The following is an 18,540-nucleotide window of genomic DNA, read 5'->3' on the forward strand; positions in this document are numbered from 1 at the left end:
TAACTCATGTTAATAGTGATATGCGTCTCCAATAACGTTACTTAGAACATAAGTAGCTATAGTATAGTATTTAAATAAACGTCGTGGTTCGATTTCAACGCATAAAGTCATCATTGTATATAGTGGTGTCGTTCAAATCCTTTAGCCTCACATAGTCAACAGAGCCAGTTCCGGTAAATGTAAATATCAATCCTTTTATGTCTCCAAAATCTTTTTCATATGCTACTTCAAATGCTAGCGAATGATTTAAATAGATTTTTACGTCCTTATTGTTGTTTACAATATTCAAGTCCTGCCATTCATATACATTAGATCCAAGTCCCGATAAATTTGTATCCTTCGCGCTCCTGTAGCTTTCTCCAACCTTTAGATTCAGATTGCTTACGCATCCTTTACTCGTAATAGGCACCCAGAAAACGTCTCCTTCTGTTGCAATCATAAGCTCTATCTCCGGGCAAGCAATGGCTGTGGTGCTATCGCACTTAATTCTTGTTTCAAGCTTAAACGTACTGCTTGTTATGCCTTTAAAGTCACGGATATTGTAATAACGCAGATAAAAACCTCTTTCTATATTTATATGTTGTGCTTTGAGCTCTTCCCTGGTAATCTTTAGCAATCCGTTCTCTATTGTTTTATTCTTATCAGGATAGATAGGTACTTTTTCTTTCAGATCATATTTAACAATGGGAAACCATCCATCAGTGAGAATATGAACTTTTTCAAATTTTACAATTTGACCGTCAGCGATGATACGAGCGAAATGAAATCCTGGTGTGTAGTAGACGGCTGAATGATATTTCTTATTCGGATCGATTTGTACTTTATCTCGTGGGTTCCATGATTGCTGGATAAAGAAGGTATCGGCATTAACATTTTTTAAATCATAAAAGAATTGAACGGTATTCGGTACACCATGGGTTACTGTTTTTTCGGCTTTAAAAGTTATATGATCAAAATTCTGCTTTGATTCGTCAGATTTAAATCCCTGAATGATAAAGAATAGTGCAGTAAGCAACAGTATGCCGGATGTAATAGTGGCAGGAACAATCCAATTCTTCTGATACCTTGATGTAATATGTTGGACAGTTGTAGAATCGATTACTGGGGTATCAATATTATCTTTTTTGAAACTGTGCCAGTCCTTATAATCTAATAAAGAGACAAGTGCATCTAATGTTGAAGGGTGAGGAAGTAGATTGGGGCTATCCTTCCAAATGCGTTTTAATGTTGACACACTCAGTCGTACTTTACATTGACCTTCTATCTGCTCAATTAAGTATTCAAAGTCACGTTGCTTTAATTTTTCGCCCTGTTTACCTGGAAAGTATTTCTTTTCAGTAAGTGTACGGTATAGAACGATATAGTCCCTTTCTTCTGGCATTAAGCATTTTTGTTATTTGAACGGGTTTTGAGTACTAAAAGATCAGGAAATGATCGGGTTTTTGCTCACCTTCTTGCAAATATTGCGTTCGAAAATTTCAAATCAAATAATCAACGCCGTTATGAAAATCTTAAAGGTAAATTCTGTTCTTCTTGCCCTCTTAGTATTGCTCTCCAGCAAAGCTTTTTGCCAACATGATTTTGATCATCAATACGAATACACCAACCGAAGCATTAAATCTTTTATGTCTGCGGGGAAGGTGGGTGTTGAACTTGATGCCCGCGAATCAGGAGGCACGGTATGGCTTAAGGACCAGGCATTTTCTGAAGGAATTATTGAACTCGACATTATGGGTGAAAACAAGCCTGGAAGCAATTTTGTCGGTGTCGCATTCCATGGCGTAAATGATAGTACCTATGATTGCATTTACTTCCGGCCTTTCAATTTTGTAGCTGAAAAACAGATTAACCGTGATCATATGGTTCAATATATCAGCATGCCCCAATATGACTGGTATAGGCTGCGCGAAACGCGAACAGGAGAATTTGAGCATGAGATTAAGAACGCACCAGATCCAGACAAATGGTTTCATGCACGGATTGAGGTAGAGCTTAATAAGGTAAGTGTATACGTTAACAGTGAGGCAAGCCCCTCCTTGGTAGTAACAAAGCTCAATAAGCGTAAATCGGGCAAAATAGGTTTTTGGGCAGGTTTTAATTCAATAGGACGTTTTGCAAACCTTAAAATCACCGCGTTGCGGTAAACAGATCAGTGCAATATATAACTTATCAAGCTGCCACTCGTAGCTGCGGATAGCGTTCCTGAGGCTACAATGCTTTGATAGCAGCCGGGATGTATAATATTTGTTTCCATCTTCAGGCTGTTTTGTTAAACATGGTACAATGGAGAATAATGCCTTTCTTTTTCAATGTAGATTCATGCAACTAATCCAAAGGTAGTATGAAGATCTGTTTACGAATGGCCATTTTGCTTCAGTGTATTTCTGTCATTGTGGTTGCCCAGAATAAATACATTGTAATAGATCAATTTGGTTACCTTACAAATGCGAGGAAGATTGCAGTGATTCGCGATCCACAGACCGGTTTTGATGCTGCTGACTCATTTACTCCTGGCACTACTTATTCAGTGGTAAGCGTCTCCTCCGGAAATTCCGTATTTACGGGAAGTCCAACAGCATGGAATAACGGTACGACCGATGTTTCATCAGGGGATAAGGCTTGGTGGTTCGATTTTTCTTCTGTTAATGCGCCTGGTAAATATTATATTCTCGATGTAAACAAAGATGTTCGTTCCTATGAATTTAACATTGGTGACGATGTATACAAGAATATATTAAAGCATGCAGTGCGTTCATTTTTCTATCAGCGGGTAGGCTTTGAAAAGGCAACGAAGTATGCAGGTGCTGAGTGGGCAGATGCGGCAAGTCATATCAAAAACCTTCAGGATAAAAATGCTAGACAATATAACAGGCAAAACGATGCCTCTACTGAACGTGATGTAAGTGGCGGATGGTATGACGCCGGTGATTATAATAAATATACAAACTGGACTGCTAATTATGTAGTTGATTTTATGCGAGCCTACCTGGAAGCTCCTGGCGTATGGGGCGATGATTATAATATCCCTGAGTCTGGTAATCATGTACCTGATATATTGGACGAAGCCAGGTGGGGGATTGATCATTTACTCCGCATGCAGAATGAAAATGGAAGTGTGTTGAGCATAGTAGGACTTTCCCATGCAAGTCCACCCTCCAGTGCTGCCGGGCCAACTTTATACGGGACACCCAGTACATCTGCTACTTTAAATACGGCAGCTGCCTTTGCTATTGCCTCAAAAGTATATGGAGGCAGGGGGATGATAAGTTATTCGAATAAGTTGAAAGATTCCGCCATTAAAGCTTGGAATTGGGCAAATGCCAACCCTAATGTCATTTTTAAAAACAATGACAATGCTTCAGGTACGGCGGGCCTTGGTGCAGGACAACAGGAGACAGATGATTATGGAAGACTTGTGGCCAAGCTTGAGGCTGCGGTGTTTCTGTTTGAAATAACAAATGAAACAAAGTATAGAGACTTTTTTGATAGCAATTATAGCAAGGTCCATTTGATAGAATGGAACTTTGCTTATCCTTTTGAAACCGCCAACCAGGAAATTCTATTGTATTATACGAAGCTTCCAAAGGCCACTCCCAGCGTTGTAAATCCGATAAAAGCTGTGTATAAAGATGCGATGAATGGTGAAGAGAATCTTGCAGCTTATTACAATGCTAAAGACCCTTACCGGGCACACATAAAAGATTACACCTGGGGAAGCAACTCAACCAAGGGCAGCCAGGGATTGATGTTTATGGATTTGATTACCTATGGAATTGATGATACAAAAAATGAGGATGCTGCCGTTGCCGCAGTTGGGTATATCAACTATTTGCATGGCGTTAACCCTCTAAGTTTAGTTTATCTTTCAAATATGTATGCATATGGTGCAGATAATGGTGTGAATGAATTTTATCACTCATGGTTTGCAAATGGAAGTTCAAAGTGGGATAGGGCAGGAGTTTCTACCTATGGACCAGCTCCTGGTTATGTAACGGGTGGACCGAATCCGGGTTACGATTACGACGCATGCTGCGGAACAAATACCTGTGGCGGAAATAATAATGCTATATGTAATTCAGAGTCGCTTACACCTCCAAGGGGACAACCGGCACAAAAGTCATATAAAGATTTCAATACGTCGTGGCCTTTAAACTCGTGGTCTGTTACTGAAAATAGTAATGGTTATCAACTCAACTATATTCGTCTTCTATCGAAGTTTGTAGCAGCTAACTACGATTGCAGTGGCACATTAAATGGCACAGCAAGCTATGATGCATGTAATCAATGTACGGGCGGTGATACAGGTATTGAGCGGAATACGGATGCGACAAATTGTTCTGATATTACCGAGCCCATAACGTCAACAGGCGAGGAAGTAGGAGTAGAGATTCAACTCGCCCCTAATCCTACGCATGGGGTGGTCACTATCAAAACAGAGAGAAGGGATGCTTATATTGTTAGTGTTATGGACTCAAAAGGCAACAGGATCGTTCACGAAAGACATCATGGCTCGGCTCACATTAATCTTTCAGAAAATCCTTCTGGTATGTATTTGATCGTAATTACAAGTAATTATTTTAAGTCTGTTAAGAAAGTTATCAAACTTTAAAGACTCAGACTTCATTAATTGTTCGCTGTATAAGCTTTGGGTGTTGTTCCTGTCCACCTTTTGAATGCTCTTAGGAAGGCGCTTTGTTCATTATACCCGAGAATATGAGCAATGTCTTTAATGGTATATTTTCTAGAGTCGATGTAATTGATTGCTAATGTCTTTCTTACGTCTTCTACTATTGCCATGTAGCTCACCCCTTCTTCTTTTAGCTTGCGCTGTAAAGTTCTTGCACTCAAATTAAAATTAGCGGCAACATCTTCAAGCGAAAGCGTATGTAAGTAAGTATTTGAAAGCAAGTGGTTATAGATCCTTGTTTGTAAGGTGGTAGCCTCACTATTCTTCATCAACACACTGATCTTTTGCAGGAGGTAGTTTTGAAGTTCATAATCCGCAGAAAGAATATGCTGATCATATACGCCCTTTGGAAATTCTATTGTATGTTCTGATGCGTTTGGTGATATTGGGCACTGGAAGATGCGTATATATTCAGTTTCATTAGCAATTGTGTAAGGAAACTTTACTGATATGGGATGTATCTTCTCGAGAAGCAGTCCGTTCAATTCGTGAACAACAAAAACAGTAAGGTAGTCGGCCATATGGCGATACGTTGATGCAAATTTCTCTTTAGATTCATCGGCGATTATTAATATGTTAAAAGTATCTTCATTGTGAATAATCTTCATGGAGAATATACCGGTTACAAGGCGAGTAAGGGAACAGGCATTTGTTAACGCTTCACCTACAGTTGCTGATGTTTGTACAATCTGGCCTACTACGCCGAGCGCCGCTAATTGCATTGACTCGCCAAAATGAAGACCAAAGAGCGGATCATTGGTAAGATAACTTACGTTTTTCCATAAGCTATTTATTTCCGCTGCACCAATGGGTTTGGAGGGGGGTTGCGTGAGCATGGCATATTTGATTCCTGACAAGTCGCAAAGCCTTTTAGGATTTACATTCCTGGTTGTGCCATAAGCAAGCAGAGCTAGGATTAACTTCTTTTGAAAACCTTCCATAAATGAAATTTTCATCAAAAATATTAGTAGGCAACATACGAAAAGACACGATGTCGTGAAATGGCAATACGTTGGCGCGTGCAGATAACGGGCTGACGTACGCCGCCATATAGCTTTGTAATAACAAAACTCAAAGATTATGTTACCATTAAAAACAACATTAACAATTAACGCTTTAAGCTCGGGAGCTACTGGCGTTCTCCTGGTTGTCTTAGCTCAAGGCATCGCTAAATTATTTGGCGTTTCTGACATAATTCCCTTTGTAGGAACTGGTATATTTCTTATCGCATTTGGGGGTTATGTTTTCGTGGCGAGCGTTCGGAAAGTTACCGATGTAAATACTGTTCGTATTATAATAGTGCTTGACGTTCTGTGGGTTATTGCAAGTTTTGTTCTTATTGCTTTCACTCATTCAAAACTTTCATCTCTAGGTATTATTGCAATCATGGTTGTGGCAGTTTGGGTTGCAGGCATGGCATTCCTTCAAAGTAGAGGAATCAAGTTTTTAAATACCGGTATTGCTGTGTTTATACCAATTCTTTTAGGTGTTTCTTTACTAACCCAACAAGACGTTCTGGGACAAGTTGCTTATACCTCTTTTCGAGGGGAGGCGGAAAAGCCTTCTACTTTAACGTTGTATAAAGAAAATGAAAGCTTGGAAGTAGTAACTCGGTTTCTTGAGGCAGTTAAAGAGAAAAATCATGCGAAAGCAGCGCCGTTACTCGACTCATTGATCGAATGGCATCAGCCAGGAGATAACAGGTACTCCGGTGTAAAGAAAAATGCAAATGAGGTATTTGTAATGTTTAAAGGCTTTATTGAAACATCAGCAAATTCACTACAACTAAGTGATGTTAAAACAATAGCGGTAAATGGAAATAGTGTAGCTTGTCTCCTTCATTGGAATGCAGTAACACCTCACGGTGCAAGATTAGATGTAGATAATATTGATGTTTATACAGTTGCGGGAGGAAAGATAACGCGGTGTATTGTGTACTCAACTGATCTTGAACAGGAAAATAAGTTTTGGTGGAAATAGGTTAGCAGTGAGGGTGCAATCCGTCTGATGACGTTAAATAAAAAAGAGCTTGCTTAATGGCAAGCTCTTCCTCGGAAAGAAGTACTTTTATAGTGCTTTTTTGAACGCCATCTTGCTACGTTCTTCCTGCTCTTGAGCAGCAATAAATTTCCTTAAATCATCTTCTGATCTTCCATAAGGCAACAGCTCTATCTTTTCAGCAAAGAGGTCAGAGAAAAACCAAATCGATCCTGCAAGCATAGAGCTGGCAATAATAGTAGCAAGCATATCGGGGATTGGAAGCTTCCAGGTTCCGTAATACAAAATGTTGGTTGACCAAGATGCAATCGCGTAAATCTTGGAAGGAAGACGTTTCCCGTTTAAGATAAACATTAAGATTGCAGCTTCGATTGATACAGCGAAGATCAAGGCGTGTGTCCAGTTTAATATTGTAATTCTTGAACTTCCGATAGCAAAGCTCATATCAGCAACGCGAATTTGTTCAAAGATGTACATTGTATGGATGATCTGTGCTACAAGCACAAATACGAGCGTCAGAAAGACAAGCGTTTCCGACTTTAAAAAATCAATGATCTTTTTCATTGTGTCTATTTTATATATCCTGATTAAACTTTTTACTGATTGGTACTTTGTACTTAAACATTAATAATTCTTTCCTCGTCTATAGAATAACCTTGTACTATTGTTTCCTCTACGTGAAAGCCAACTCCCAGGTCCACAAGCTCAGCCAATATGGGTTCATAAATATCTTTTGTTGTAGGTATAAATAAACCTTTAACTTTTATGTTATCGAGAAGAAAAGCCTTGGCTGCAGCACCTGTAGTAAGACCTATTGCCTTTGCTGTAGCGGAATCGGTTTTGTTTTCTCCTTGTGCTACAAGCGTTGCCTTCATGCGATGCTTTACACCTTTAAGGATATACTCCATTTGGTGTTGCATGATAATACAATCTTTATCTTTATCGTCCATCGCAAACTTCTTCTCGAGTAAGTGCTGAAGTAAAGTTGCCGGCGTTGGATCTTTTGCGTTTATCCATTCATCATCAAATAAACCTAGCCATCTTAATTTCAGGATGTCTTCTTCGGTAGCGTTGATAAACTTCTTCAATCGCGTCTCTAAATGCTCATCTTCGCTGTAAGGCAGCAAAGAGTCAAGGAAGTTGTAGTAAGACGCAAACTCGAACATCTCAATTTTCGGATGAGGGTCGGTCATTCCGAGGTTGATGAGCAGTCTCCATATTTGCTCGAATTCTGATCTTAAGATTCTTCCCTTTACAACAGTATCTGCTTCGTTGAGCTGATAAATTTTCTTACAATAGAGCGCATCACCTTCTGGTATTACACTCAAGTCCTTAAGACCTGAGATTTTAATGGATTCCGCACGTTCAAAAAGATGTTGATAGGGGATATGTGAAATTTTTCCCTTTATTAATTGCCTGTTCGTCTGCCGTCCTATTTGGATGGTATCGGCAGCAGTATCGATAAGTTTAAATTCCAAAGGATTATCAATGGAGTCTTCTGCAAGGATATTTCCGCTATAACTTTTGAAAGATGAAATTCTGCCGCCGCGGATATGAATATTGTCAATTGCCTTTTTTGCCGTTATGTGATCCAGGCCGGCAGCAAACCCACATTCCATCAAAAAGAGTGTTTCATTCTCTTCAATCTGTGGCTTTCGTGACAACATTTGTCTGTTAAGTCGGGCAGGCGTAATGAAACTCTTTTTATTAGCTATGCAAAGATCTGCGACCTGCAACAACATAGCATCGGGTAGCATTCCAATAACAAGATCTACTTTACGAATAGCAAGAACACATTGGCGATAATCTGTGATGTTAATAAAGACAACATCTTTGCTGAATTTTTCATGTCTCAGCTGATCAGCCATTTTAGGCTCAAACATGCTCCCTACACATATTTTCCATCCATATCTTCTACCCTCAATAACCATATACCTGATTAAGGGAACAGAAAACCGAATGGTGCTCATCAGTAAGAGGACAGTTTTCACAATTTAGATTGGTTTGGCTAATGAAAGTTGCATGCTTTTTAGCTCTTATTGTGCAGAGACATCTTTAAATTATTACTTCAGCAAGAAACGCCTCTCCAAGCGGCCATTTTAGTCACTTTGACTAATATAAAGTGGTAATTCATTGCTTAATGCTGCTTCTTAAAGAAATTATATTTGACTAAGCGACAGTAAAGCCACTTTTGTTACACCTGAAATAGAATGCAATAAATCCGTCATAAGTGACATTTTTATAAGATTTCTCATGTAAATGTTACAAAAACAAAAAAATTATTACATGAAAAATCGCTTTTGACGGGATCCGATTTCCTTTAAAATAGTCTTAAAAGCTTAAAAAAGCTTCTTGTAAGCGGGGCTATGAGTCGAAAGATTACAGGATCCATACTGATGTCAATTACCACTCTCCTACTTAACTTAATCGTAAGAAATCAACTTATTACTACTTCTTTGTCTCTCCAACATTGAACGCGCGCCTTAGTGTATATGCGTATTCGCGCTAAGTATTTCTACTGATCTTACTCAGTGAAAGACTTATCGGTAAATACAGTATTTAACTGATGTTCTCGATCTAATAGCATTCTAACTTTGTAGCGTCTATTGATTGAGCTGTTAGTCATGCAAATCCCCACAAAAATCTCTTCAAGCATTTCAACCTGGAGTGTATGCTATTGGAGTTTTTCGCTTCTGTCATTGCTCATGATATTGGCTCTTGCTTTACTGGAACGAGACAGGTCTTATAAACAACAATCAATTTGCCATCTTGAATTAAGTCTTCATTATCTTGATCAAATAGGGATACATACAAAATATGGCACCCTTGCAAATTCAGAATCAACACAAGCTATAGATCAAGCACATCAGTTATATCAGGAAGCTTTAACCAAAGCGTTGTTGCATGTTGATAAAGCATATTTTCGATTATCAATACAAAACAGGATTGATGAAGTAAAGGCTGGAATGCCTCGTCAAATTGTAAACTTCGCTTCATTAACAGCTATAAATGAACGTGCTCCTACTCTATTACATAACGCAAAGTCCTCGACTCGGGCCATGCTTTCGCTTATCTCACAGGAGCAAAATAATTTAAACAAGATGATGGTTGTGTTGATAATCGGGTGTGGTGTAATGCTTGCAATAGCCTATACAGGAACACACATCAACAACTACTACAGGTTTATAAAACCGCAGAAAAGCCATACACATCTTCTTGAGAGTGCGCTTAATGGAAAGATAACAGAGAGCGAATTGCTCACGCACATCGCGACCAAGAGTCAGTTTGGTGGAGTATTGCATAGAACAATAAGTGCAATCAGAAATACAGAGCGATTTGTTACTCATCTAAGTAGCGGTAACTTCGATTTACAGGTTGACTATGATAATAACGATCATTTCCAGAATTCACTGAAAAGCATGCAGGAAAAACTTAAGGAAATAACTCTTAAGGAAAAAACAAACGCACTGGTAAATGAAAATCTTAATGCATTAGAAAAGCTTATCAAAGTTGAATCAGATACGAATATGCTTTATGAGAAGGTTATAGCCCTTCTTACCAAAGGCTCATCATCGACAGTAGGAATACTTTATGCTATTAACGATGAAAATAGTAATGAGCCATTTTTATTTCAGTTAAGTTCGTTCGGTTATTTAGGGTCAAAGAGCAGGGAGTTAAAAACTGTAAGAATAGGAGAGGGGCAATTGGGTCAGGCTGTAGTTGACAAGAAAACAGTTTTATTAAGCAATTTACCCGATTCTTATGTTAAAATTCAATCAGGTCTTGGTGCCTCTTCTGCACACTACATTCTTATCGTTCCTTTGATTTTCAAGAATGATCTTTATGGAGCATTGGAGCTTGCCTCTTTTTCATCTTTTGAAAAGCATCATGTTCAGTTTATTGAAAAGGCAGCGGAAAGTCTTGCAGCGCATTTATTTAATCATAAAGTAAATGATCAGGCAAAGCGCAATCTGGAAAAGTTGGCTGATAAGCAGGCGAAGGAATTGGTCGAAATACATAGACTGCAAGAGAAAACATATAAGGAGCTTGAATTAAAACTAACAGAAGTAGAAGACGAGAAGTATAAAAACGAAGCGATTCTTGAGGGATGCGTGGACGCAGTAATTTGTTTTGATTCCTCAGGGAAAATAAACTTCTGCAATAAAGCGTGTGAGGAAGTATTTGGCTATTCTAAAGCTCATCTTAGAGAAGTTGGAATTTTCAATTTAATTCCAATGAGGGTGGATAACAATGAAAATCACAGGTGCTTTTATGTAAATGGTGGCACGGAAAAGGAAATAGGTGTGCGTACAGAAGCATGTATTACATCCATGACCGGAGACGCTGTTGATGTTTTAATTACATCTACTACTGTTGATGTTAATCATAAAGCGCTTTTTACATTCTTCATTCAAAAGATATCAGTTGATCTATTTTAATAGTTGGTGTGATGCGCAATGATATGGAGTTTATTGAAGAGACAATAGCAGAAGTTAATGGTTCGATTGACTTGTTAGTGCAAATGGTAAGAGAAGGATATGCGCAGGTAAGAACAATTGTTGATGGTCGTTTCTCTAAGGATAGTGAAGTTAACAAAGAGGTGAGTTTACTTGTGACGGAGCTACAATTTGACGACTTGTTGACTCAAAAGTGTGATCATGTAAAAACAATACAAGCATGGATACTTCAGGAAATGCGATCAAATGTAGCGGCTGATGTTGGCAGTGAGGTAAAAAGGAATGTGTTTTACTTGAACTGGCTGCAAGTTGAGGTGGCATTCGCTGACTATGTTAAGTCTGATAGTGCTATTAAAAAAGTACTATTGTCTCATTTCGGTTCATCTATCAATGCTTGGGAAACGCTTTTGCTATTTAGATATACTGAAGTAATAAAGAATCTTTTTAATGCAATCCGGCAAAAGCTTAAGGATGTCTCCATCAGCCATGTGCGAGGCAGTTATCTTGATTTGGACACAAAGTATCATTTGCTCGACAAGCTTTATTCTATGCAAAGCGAGCGACAAGTACTTCAAGCTTATATAGAAAATCCAAAGTTTGAAAACATAAACTATTTGGTTAGCTCGAGTGATCACAACCCCTCAGCTATAGATTTGTTTTAGCCTATGAAACCAATAGTTACAATAGAAAAGGAAAATAACAACATTACTAAGGTAATGCTCTCCGGAGATCTTACTGTGAAATATCATAAGGATATAGCTGAAGCTTTCCAAAAGTTATCGGCAGAATCTACAACATCAATAGTAGTAGATAATCCTTCTGCGATTGATTTGTGCTTTTTACAAGTTTTATGGTCTTACAAAAAGTATCATAAAATGCGGGGGCAGAATATAAGCATATCATTTACTTTAGGTGATGCTGAATACAGTCTTCTTTTACGAACAGGATTTCAAACACTACTAGAGCAAGCTTAACTCACAATATTATATCTATGAGTAAAACAATTCTTATTGCTGACGATTCAGAAAGTATTCGTGAGCTGGTGGAGATCACACTTAAGTCAGCAGGCTATAATGTATTAAAGAGCGTAGACGGGGTAGATGCATTAAAACATCTCAACGGCCAAACAATTGACCTGGTGATTACGGATTTGAATATGCCTGCACTTGATGGTATAGCACTTATAAAAGAAATAAGAGCTCGGCAGGATTATTCTACGCTTCCCATTTTACTGTTAACGACGGAGTCGCAGGCGGCTAAGAAAGAAGAAGCGAAACAAGCAGGGGCTACGGGGTGGATCGTTAAACCGTTTGCTCAGGAAAAGCTTTTGGCTGTGATTCAAAAGGTAATTCGTTAGCGTATGGATAAGTTAAAAGCGCTCTTCGTTACGGAAGCACTTGAGTTGATTGCAGATCTCGAACGTGTTCTGCTTGAATTTGAAAAGGATCTTCACAATGAAGAATCTGTTCAGGTTATCTTTAGAGTCATGCATACGCTGAAGGGCTCTGCGAGCATGTTCGGGTTTGATACGCTCAGTGCTTTGACACACGATCTTGAGACCGTGTATGATGCCATACGCGATGGGAAAATAATAGCTACGCTTGAAATACTTGACATCACATTAAAGTCTGTAGATCATTTAAAAAAGGTAATTCATGACCCGAGCCTTGGAAACAGCGATCTGCTTAAAAAACATCATGATTTATTAACTGCTATTAAGAAGGTGGCTCAACTGCATCATGACGAAATCGGTGCTGATTATTCCATTGGTAAATCATTTTTAGCTACTTATTATATTTATTGTAAGCCATCTTTTTCCATTTTTAAAAATGGAACTAATCCGCTTTTTCTCATTGATGATCTCGTTGCGCTTGGTGACGCTTTAGTACTGCCTCGCATGGATTTATTGCCCGACTTCAACCACATGAATCCAGGTGAGTGTTACACAAGTTTTGAAGTAATTCTTGTAACGGATAAGCCGGCGGCGGAGATATCTGGCGTGTTTATTTTTGTGGAAGATGCCTGCGAAATAATTATTGAAAAGATATCTGAAGCAAATCTTCTGTTGCATGACTCTTTTGTAGCAAGGATGAAAGGCGATCACGATTTAAGCGTTGCTCCCTTTGGGCTTGAAATCGTAATGCGCCTCGCTGAAAACGCAACAGTTACTCCTGAAGCAAAAAGCGTTCAGTTTGTCGCAACAAGAGTTGATTCTTCATCTATTCGGGTAGCTTCAGATAAACTCGATGAGTTAATGAACCTGGTAAGTGAGTTGGTTACTTCCCAGGCAAGATTGTCTCTATTGGCAGAGCAGCACGGCCTAGCAGAGCTAACCAATGTTTCTGAAAACATGGAGAAGATCACCCGCCGGCTTCGTGATAATGCCTTTAATATTTGTCTTGTTCCTATTGAGTCATTGGTTATTAGATTTCAAAGACTGGTTCGCGATCTGTCTAAAGAATTAAAAAAGGAGATAGACTTTGTGGCAGAAGGAACGGATACGGAGCTGGACAGGTCTATAATTGAAAAGGTTACTGATCCTATTCTGCATATACTCCGCAACTGCCTCGACCATGGAATTGAATCACCGGAAGAGCGGGTACGACAAGGAAAGAAGAAAGAAGGTAAAATAAACCTTAAAGCTTTTCATTCAGGAACATCTGTAGTTATTCAGATTAAGGATGATGGAAGGGGAGTTGACATTGAAAAGGTAAGGCAAAAGGCTATAGCAAAGGGTTTGATTAAAAAAGAGACTTTGTATTCTGAACAGGAAATAATAGACCTAATCTTCTCTCCGGGCTTTTCAACAGCAGACCAGATCACGGATGTGTCAGGAAGAGGCGTAGGGATGGACATAGTAAGAAGGAATATAGAATCAATTCAGGGTGAAGTTACACTAACCTCTATTTTAGGACAGGGCACTACCATTAGTATAAAATTGCCGTTAACACTGTCTATCGTGGATGGAATGCTGGTGCAGATCGGTGACTCCAAATACATCCTCCCTTTAACGGCCATCGACAAATGTTATGAAATAGAAGCACGAAGAATTTCAAGTGATCTTAGTCAAAAACATGTTTTTGATGGAATGCTTTTACCGGTGTTTAATCTTCATCAGGTATTTCGGGAAAAAGCTAATGAGCATGGAGTAATCCAGATCATCAAAATAGCATATGAAGCGTTTCCAATCGGTATCACCGTAGACCAGGTCATTGGAGAGTATCAGGCTGTGATGAAACCTTTAGGTAACATGTATCATGATCAGGATGAGTTTAGCGGTGCCACAATTTTAGGTGATGGTTCGGTCGCGCTGGTCATTGATACAGATAAACTTATAAAACAGCTTACTGCCAAGGTTGTTGAAAACAATGTATTAGTGAATTAAAGAATTTATAACTATGGAATCTGATATTTTACAAAGCCAGTCCTATCTCACCTTTCGGTTAGGGGACGAGATTTTTGCAGCCAGTGTACTTAGCGTAATCGAAATACTGGAGCTGTCAAAGATTACGAAAGTGCCAGGATCGCCTCATTTTATGAGAGGCGTAATTAACCTCCGGGGTAATGTTTTACCTGTTATTGATGCTCGTCTTAAATTTGGTCTCCCCCGTATAGATGACACTGTTAATACCTGTGTAATGGTGTTGAGTATTGAATGTGAAGAACAGAAGATTACTATTGGTGCTTTGGTTGATGCTGTGCAGGAAGTCCTTGAAATTGACAGGAAAGATATACAGCCTGCTCCTTCCATAGGGTCTAAATACAGAACAGAGTTTATTGACGGAATGGTCAAGCGCAATGATGACTTCATTATGGTACTTGATCTGGATCTAGTGTTTTCGCAAGATGAAATAATGCTTCTTCAAAACACGGAAGGTAATGTCGCGTAAAATTTCTATTTGTAGAACAATAGCTTAAGAATAATCATTTATTGCAAACCCCACTATTAGATTATGAAACTTAATATAAAAACACGGCTCATTGTGGCATTGGTGTCGCTACTTGCCTTATCATTCATTGTATACTATGTAGGTGATAGTAACCTGAGCCAATTGAATAACCAGGTTAATATTATTGTAGATGTCAATGTTAAGAGAATCCAGCTTGCAGCAAAGCTGTCGGAAGATATTCAATTTGTATCCAAGCGTGAGAAAGATATGGTATTGGCTGACAATCTTGAAGACACCCAGTCTTATGCGCGTGAAGCAGAAGATCGTTTTAAAGAGATGGATCTTAGATATGAGGAATTGAAAGCCATGTCCGATGAGAAGGGTATTGAAATTCTAGAAAAGTATAGCGAAAAATGGAATGAGTATAGAAATGTTTTTAACAAGATAAAGAATCTCTCAATTGAAAATTCTGAAGCCAGTAGGCCAGCAGCTGCCCAGCTTGGACGTACAACTGGTAGAGAGTTAGTTCTTCAGTCACGAGATGTCATTTATAAAATCGTAGATAAGAATCAAAAGGCGCTGATTGAAATGAAAAAAGAGACGGACGCGCAGTATGATACCGCTAAAAATACAATGTGGATTGTATTGGCCTTGAGTATTGTTGCGGCGGTCGTAATTTCGTTATGGATAATAGTTTCAATAACAAAGTCAATTTCACAGGCTAAGCAGGTAATCAAAAGCATTGCAGAAGGAGACCTGACGGTACACGTTGAAAACAAATCAAAAGATGAGATTGGTGAGTTGTTAGATTATCTGAAGGACATGGTGAACAAGTTGAAAGAGGTGCTTACGTTTGTTTCTACTGCTTCCGATCACATAGCTACTGCAAGTAGTCAGATGAGTTCTACATCACAGCAAATGTCTCAGGGCTCTCAGGAGCAGGCGGCGTCAGCAGAAGAAATTTCTTCTTCTATGGAGGAAATGGTTTCTAACATTCAACAGAATACTGACAATGCACAACAAACTGAGAAAATAGCATTAAAGGCTGCCGAAGATATTCAGGAAGGAAGCAGGTCTGTCAATCAGACTGTTGAGTCAATGAAAAAGATCGCCGATAAAATATCTATTATTGGTGAAATCGCCCGTCAAACAAATCTGTTGGCTCTAAATGCTGCTGTAGAAGCCGCACGAGCTGGTGATCATGGAAAAGGTTTCGCAGTTGTGGCAGCAGAAGTAAGAAAGTTGGCAGAAAGAAGCCAGGTTGCTGCTGCGGAAATTAATGAGCTGTCATCTTCCAGTGTAGCAATTGCTGATAAATCAGGGAAACTTCTTGAGCAGATTGTGCCGAATATTCAAAGTACAGCGCGATTGGTTCAGGAGATCTCCGCTGCAAGTCTTGAACAAAATACAGGGGCTGAACAGGTAAATAATGCAATACAACAGTTTAATCAAATTATCCAGCAGAATGCGGCAGCATCTGAAGAAATGGCTACGGGTGCAGAAGAGTTGTCAAGCCAGGCAGACCACTTACGTGAAACTATTTCTTTTTTCAAAATAGATAGTAACCAAGGTTCTCAACGGTCAGTGTCGCCAAGAAAAGTACGTAGTACAACAGCATCTCAATTTAGTGCAAAGCCGATCATCAAGAACGTTCCTAAAAAAGGCGTTACACTAGACATGGCCAGCACCAATGGCAATGGACATTCGGATCATTTAGATAACGGATACGAAAAGTACTAGTTCTATGATTGAAAGTGCACCCCTATCGGTTAAACTTACAACAAGCGAGTTTGCCCGTATAAGTAGCTTTATTTATAAAGAATGTGGTATCAACCTTTCTCCCGCAAAAAGGGTACTGGTTGAAAGTCGGTTACAAAAAAGGCTGGCGCATTTCAAGTTCACTTCTTTTACTGCTTACTGCGATTACGTAATGGGCGTTGGTGGTAAAAAGGAAGAGTTGGTGAATATGATTGATGCAGTGGCAACAAACAAGACTGATTTCTTTCGCGAACCGGTGCACTTTCAATTTATGGAGAATGAAGCTCTTCCTTCTTTTACGGAAGAAGGATCGTCGAGATGTTTTAAGATATGGAGCTCGGCATGTTCTACAGGTGAAGAGCCCTATACAATAGCGATGGTAATGGAGGAGTTTTGCTTACAACATAGAATCGATTATCGTATTACAGCTACCGATATCTCTACCAAAGCACTACGAAAAGCCGCTGAGGCAATCTATGCAGATCGCACCATCAGTGATGTTCCAATGGGTTTACGCAAGCGATACTTGCTGAAAAGTAAGGATACGGAAAATCCTACTGTCAGATTTATACCAAGGCTACGCTCAAAAGTACAGTATAAGCGCTTAAACTTGATGGATGATGTACTCGATGTTGACTATGATTTCGATATCGTTTTTTGTAGAAATGTGCTTATATATTTTGATAGAAAGACTCAGGAAGCGGTAGTAAATAAGTTGTTGTCACATCTCCGCCCAGGTGGATATCTTTTTATTGGTCATAGCGAATCTATCTACCAAATGAAGTTGCCTGTTACGCAAATAAGGCCTACCATTTTTCAGAAAATATAGCAGATGAATTTGACAAACGAAGAGCTGATTGATATTCTCAGAAGCAGATTAATTCAGAGAGAGAAGCTGAGTAGCAATGAACGAGAGATGTTCAGGGAAATACAGGTATTGAGCGAGAAGCTAAAGCAGTCAGAGAAGCTAAAATCCCATTTCTTATCAAACATAAGAAATGAGATCAATAATCCACTTTCGTCTGTTTTAGGGCTCTCCAGATTTTTAATGGAGTCAAACGTAGTTGATGGGAATCAACTAAAACGACACGCGTTCCTTATTCACAATGAAATCTTCAATCTGAATTTTCAAATGCGTAATATTTTTGCTGCTGCAGAAATAGAGGCAGCTGAATTACCTATTGAGCCAGCCCAAGTAGATGTTGCTAAACTTATAAATGATTGTATTGAAGCAATTACGTTTAAAAGTAATCAGAAACAGGTAAGCATTTCGACATCATTTGCCGTTGAAGAGATTATTCATTATACCGACGGATATATGTTGTTTATGACTGTTATTAATCTCTTGGCAAATGCTGTTGAATTTAGTCTGCCAGAAGGTAAGGTTTCTATTGCAGTAAGTCAATCAAGCGATAAACTTACTATTCAGGTAAAGGATGATGGTAGCGGTATCGATGAGGAGGATCAGACCAAAATATTTAATCGTTTTTACCAGCTTGATTTTGGAACAACCAAGAGACATAACGGGCATGGGCTCGGACTCAGCATTGCCAAAGAATTTGTTGAAGTATTGAACGGAACGCTATCTGTAAGTAGTACCAGAGGAAACGGGAGTCTCTTTAGCGTTACTATACCTTCATTGGAGAGGAAAATGGAAAATATAAACTACTCCTCTGACTGGAATGAATTTTTGTTTGATAGCGATGCGGTTCTATGAGGGTTACGGAGGATGTAACATATCATTTTTTAT

The 18,540-nt window shown here is 39.0% G+C and carries 16 protein-coding genes; 12 read left to right on the top strand and 4 right to left on the bottom strand.

Translation table 11 applies throughout. The features are described from left to right. Positions 1–94 precede the first annotated feature (94 nt). Positions 95–1,381 carry a hypothetical protein gene (locus tag KK060_RS17190; RefSeq protein WP_254155007.1) on the bottom strand — a complete coding sequence of 429 codons (1,287 nt, stop codon included), beginning with the start codon at positions 1,379–1,381 and terminating at the stop codon, positions 95–97. Between the two features lie 121 nt (positions 1,382–1,502). On the opposite strand from KK060_RS17190, the gene KK060_RS17195 reads away from it, so the two are divergent. Continuing rightward, entirely contained in the window at positions 1,503–2,144 is a 642-nt protein-coding gene (locus tag KK060_RS17195; protein ID WP_254155008.1) for a hypothetical protein, read from the top strand. A 197-nt stretch (positions 2,145–2,341) separates the two neighbouring features. Continuing rightward, positions 2,342–4,609, top strand: a complete 2,268-nt coding sequence (locus tag KK060_RS17200) for a glycoside hydrolase family 9 protein (RefSeq protein ID WP_254155009.1) — start codon at positions 2,342–2,344, stop codon at positions 4,607–4,609. A 14-nt stretch (positions 4,610–4,623) separates the two neighbouring features. On the opposite strand, the gene KK060_RS17205 is transcribed toward KK060_RS17200, so the two are convergent. Next, complete coding sequence (locus KK060_RS17205) at positions 4,624–5,643, bottom strand: AraC family transcriptional regulator (protein ID WP_254155010.1); 1,020 nt, start codon at positions 5,641–5,643, stop codon at positions 4,624–4,626. A 124-nt stretch (positions 5,644–5,767) separates the two neighbouring features. Between KK060_RS17205 and KK060_RS17210 the strand changes: the two genes are divergently transcribed. Continuing rightward, positions 5,768–6,667: a nuclear transport factor 2 family protein gene (locus KK060_RS17210; RefSeq protein ID WP_254155011.1), complete on the top strand. Its 900-nt coding sequence runs from the start codon at positions 5,768–5,770 to the stop codon at positions 6,665–6,667. Between the two features lie 87 nt (positions 6,668–6,754). On the opposite strand, the gene KK060_RS17215 is transcribed toward KK060_RS17210, so the two are convergent. Both KK060_RS17215 and KK060_RS17220 read right to left on the bottom strand, forming a co-directional pair. After that, the gene (locus tag KK060_RS17215) at positions 6,755–7,249 is read right to left on the bottom strand and encodes a hypothetical protein (protein ID WP_254155012.1); all 495 of its coding nucleotides are present in this window, start codon (positions 7,247–7,249) and stop codon (positions 6,755–6,757) included. A gap of 53 nt (positions 7,250–7,302) precedes the next feature. Then, entirely contained in the window at positions 7,303–8,676 is a 1,374-nt protein-coding gene (locus tag KK060_RS17220; protein WP_254155013.1) for a saccharopine dehydrogenase C-terminal domain-containing protein, read from the bottom strand. A 633-nt stretch (positions 8,677–9,309) separates the two neighbouring features. Between KK060_RS17220 and KK060_RS17225 the strand changes: the two genes are divergently transcribed. The 9 genes from KK060_RS17225 to KK060_RS17265 all read left to right on the top strand — a co-directional run bounded on the left by KK060_RS17225 (position 9,310) and on the right by KK060_RS17265 (position 18,507). Beyond that, complete coding sequence (locus KK060_RS17225; RefSeq protein ID WP_254155014.1) at positions 9,310–11,124, top strand: GAF domain-containing protein; 1,815 nt, start codon at positions 9,310–9,312, stop codon at positions 11,122–11,124. Positions 11,125–11,132: 8 nt separating this feature from the next. Next, positions 11,133–11,804 (top strand): hypothetical protein, encoded by a 672-nt coding sequence (locus tag KK060_RS17230; protein ID WP_254155015.1) that lies wholly within the window; start codon positions 11,133–11,135, stop codon positions 11,802–11,804. A gap of 3 nt (positions 11,805–11,807) precedes the next feature. Beyond that, a complete protein-coding gene (locus KK060_RS17235; RefSeq protein ID WP_254155016.1) occupies positions 11,808–12,116 on the top strand; it encodes an STAS domain-containing protein in 309 nt (102 codons plus the stop codon). A 17-nt stretch (positions 12,117–12,133) separates the two neighbouring features. Next, positions 12,134–12,499: a response regulator gene (locus KK060_RS17240; protein ID WP_254155017.1), complete on the top strand. Its 366-nt coding sequence runs from the start codon at positions 12,134–12,136 to the stop codon at positions 12,497–12,499. A 3-nt stretch (positions 12,500–12,502) separates the two neighbouring features. Then, entirely contained in the window at positions 12,503–14,527 is a 2,025-nt protein-coding gene (locus tag KK060_RS17245) for a chemotaxis protein CheA (RefSeq protein WP_254155018.1), read from the top strand. A gap of 13 nt (positions 14,528–14,540) precedes the next feature. Further along, the gene (locus tag KK060_RS17250; protein ID WP_254155019.1) at positions 14,541–15,032 is read left to right on the top strand and encodes a chemotaxis protein CheW; all 492 of its coding nucleotides are present in this window, start codon (positions 14,541–14,543) and stop codon (positions 15,030–15,032) included. A gap of 63 nt (positions 15,033–15,095) precedes the next feature. Continuing rightward, positions 15,096–16,772, top strand: coding sequence for a methyl-accepting chemotaxis protein (locus KK060_RS17255; protein WP_254155020.1), 1,677 nt, complete (start codon positions 15,096–15,098; stop codon positions 16,770–16,772). Between the two features lie 4 nt (positions 16,773–16,776). Beyond that, entirely contained in the window at positions 16,777–17,619 is an 843-nt protein-coding gene (locus tag KK060_RS17260; RefSeq protein ID WP_254155021.1) for a CheR family methyltransferase, read from the top strand. Positions 17,620–17,622: 3 nt separating this feature from the next. After that, complete coding sequence (locus KK060_RS17265) at positions 17,623–18,507, top strand: sensor histidine kinase (RefSeq protein ID WP_254155022.1); 885 nt, start codon at positions 17,623–17,625, stop codon at positions 18,505–18,507. Positions 18,508–18,540: the final 33 nt, after the last annotated feature.

This window comes from Chryseosolibacter indicum, assembly GCF_018598585.1.
GTDB classification, from domain to species: domain Bacteria; phylum Bacteroidota; class Bacteroidia; order Cytophagales; family Cyclobacteriaceae; genus Chryseosolibacter; species Chryseosolibacter indicus.

Excerpts from the sequence above, each read along its gene's own strand:
- KK060_RS17200 (WP_254155009.1), top strand. The coding sequence starts at position 2,342 with ATGAAGATCTGTTTACGAATGGCCATTTTGCTTCAGTGTATTTCTGTC.
- KK060_RS17245 (WP_254155018.1), top strand. The coding sequence starts at position 12,503 with ATGGATAAGTTAAAAGCGCTCTTCGTTACGGAAGCACTTGAGTTGATT.
- KK060_RS17210 (WP_254155011.1), top strand. The coding sequence starts at position 5,768 with ATGTTACCATTAAAAACAACATTAACAATTAACGCTTTAAGCTCGGGA.
- KK060_RS17235 (WP_254155016.1), top strand. The coding sequence starts at position 11,808 with ATGAAACCAATAGTTACAATAGAAAAGGAAAATAACAACATTACTAAG.
- KK060_RS17240 (WP_254155017.1), top strand. The coding sequence starts at position 12,134 with ATGAGTAAAACAATTCTTATTGCTGACGATTCAGAAAGTATTCGTGAG.
- KK060_RS17255 (WP_254155020.1), top strand. The coding sequence starts at position 15,096 with ATGAAACTTAATATAAAAACACGGCTCATTGTGGCATTGGTGTCGCTA.
- KK060_RS17225 (WP_254155014.1), top strand. The coding sequence starts at position 9,310 with ATGCAAATCCCCACAAAAATCTCTTCAAGCATTTCAACCTGGAGTGTA.
- KK060_RS17260 (WP_254155021.1), top strand. The coding sequence starts at position 16,777 with ATGATTGAAAGTGCACCCCTATCGGTTAAACTTACAACAAGCGAGTTT.
- KK060_RS17195 (WP_254155008.1), top strand. The coding sequence starts at position 1,503 with ATGAAAATCTTAAAGGTAAATTCTGTTCTTCTTGCCCTCTTAGTATTG.
- KK060_RS17205 (WP_254155010.1), bottom strand. The coding sequence starts at position 5,643 with ATGAAAATTTCATTTATGGAAGGTTTTCAAAAGAAGTTAATCCTAGCT.
- KK060_RS17190 (WP_254155007.1), bottom strand. The coding sequence starts at position 1,381 with ATGCCAGAAGAAAGGGACTATATCGTTCTATACCGTACACTTACTGAA.
- KK060_RS17265 (WP_254155022.1), top strand. The coding sequence starts at position 17,623 with ATGAATTTGACAAACGAAGAGCTGATTGATATTCTCAGAAGCAGATTA.
- KK060_RS17250 (WP_254155019.1), top strand. The coding sequence starts at position 14,541 with ATGGAATCTGATATTTTACAAAGCCAGTCCTATCTCACCTTTCGGTTA.
- KK060_RS17215 (WP_254155012.1), bottom strand. The coding sequence starts at position 7,249 with ATGAAAAAGATCATTGATTTTTTAAAGTCGGAAACGCTTGTCTTTCTG.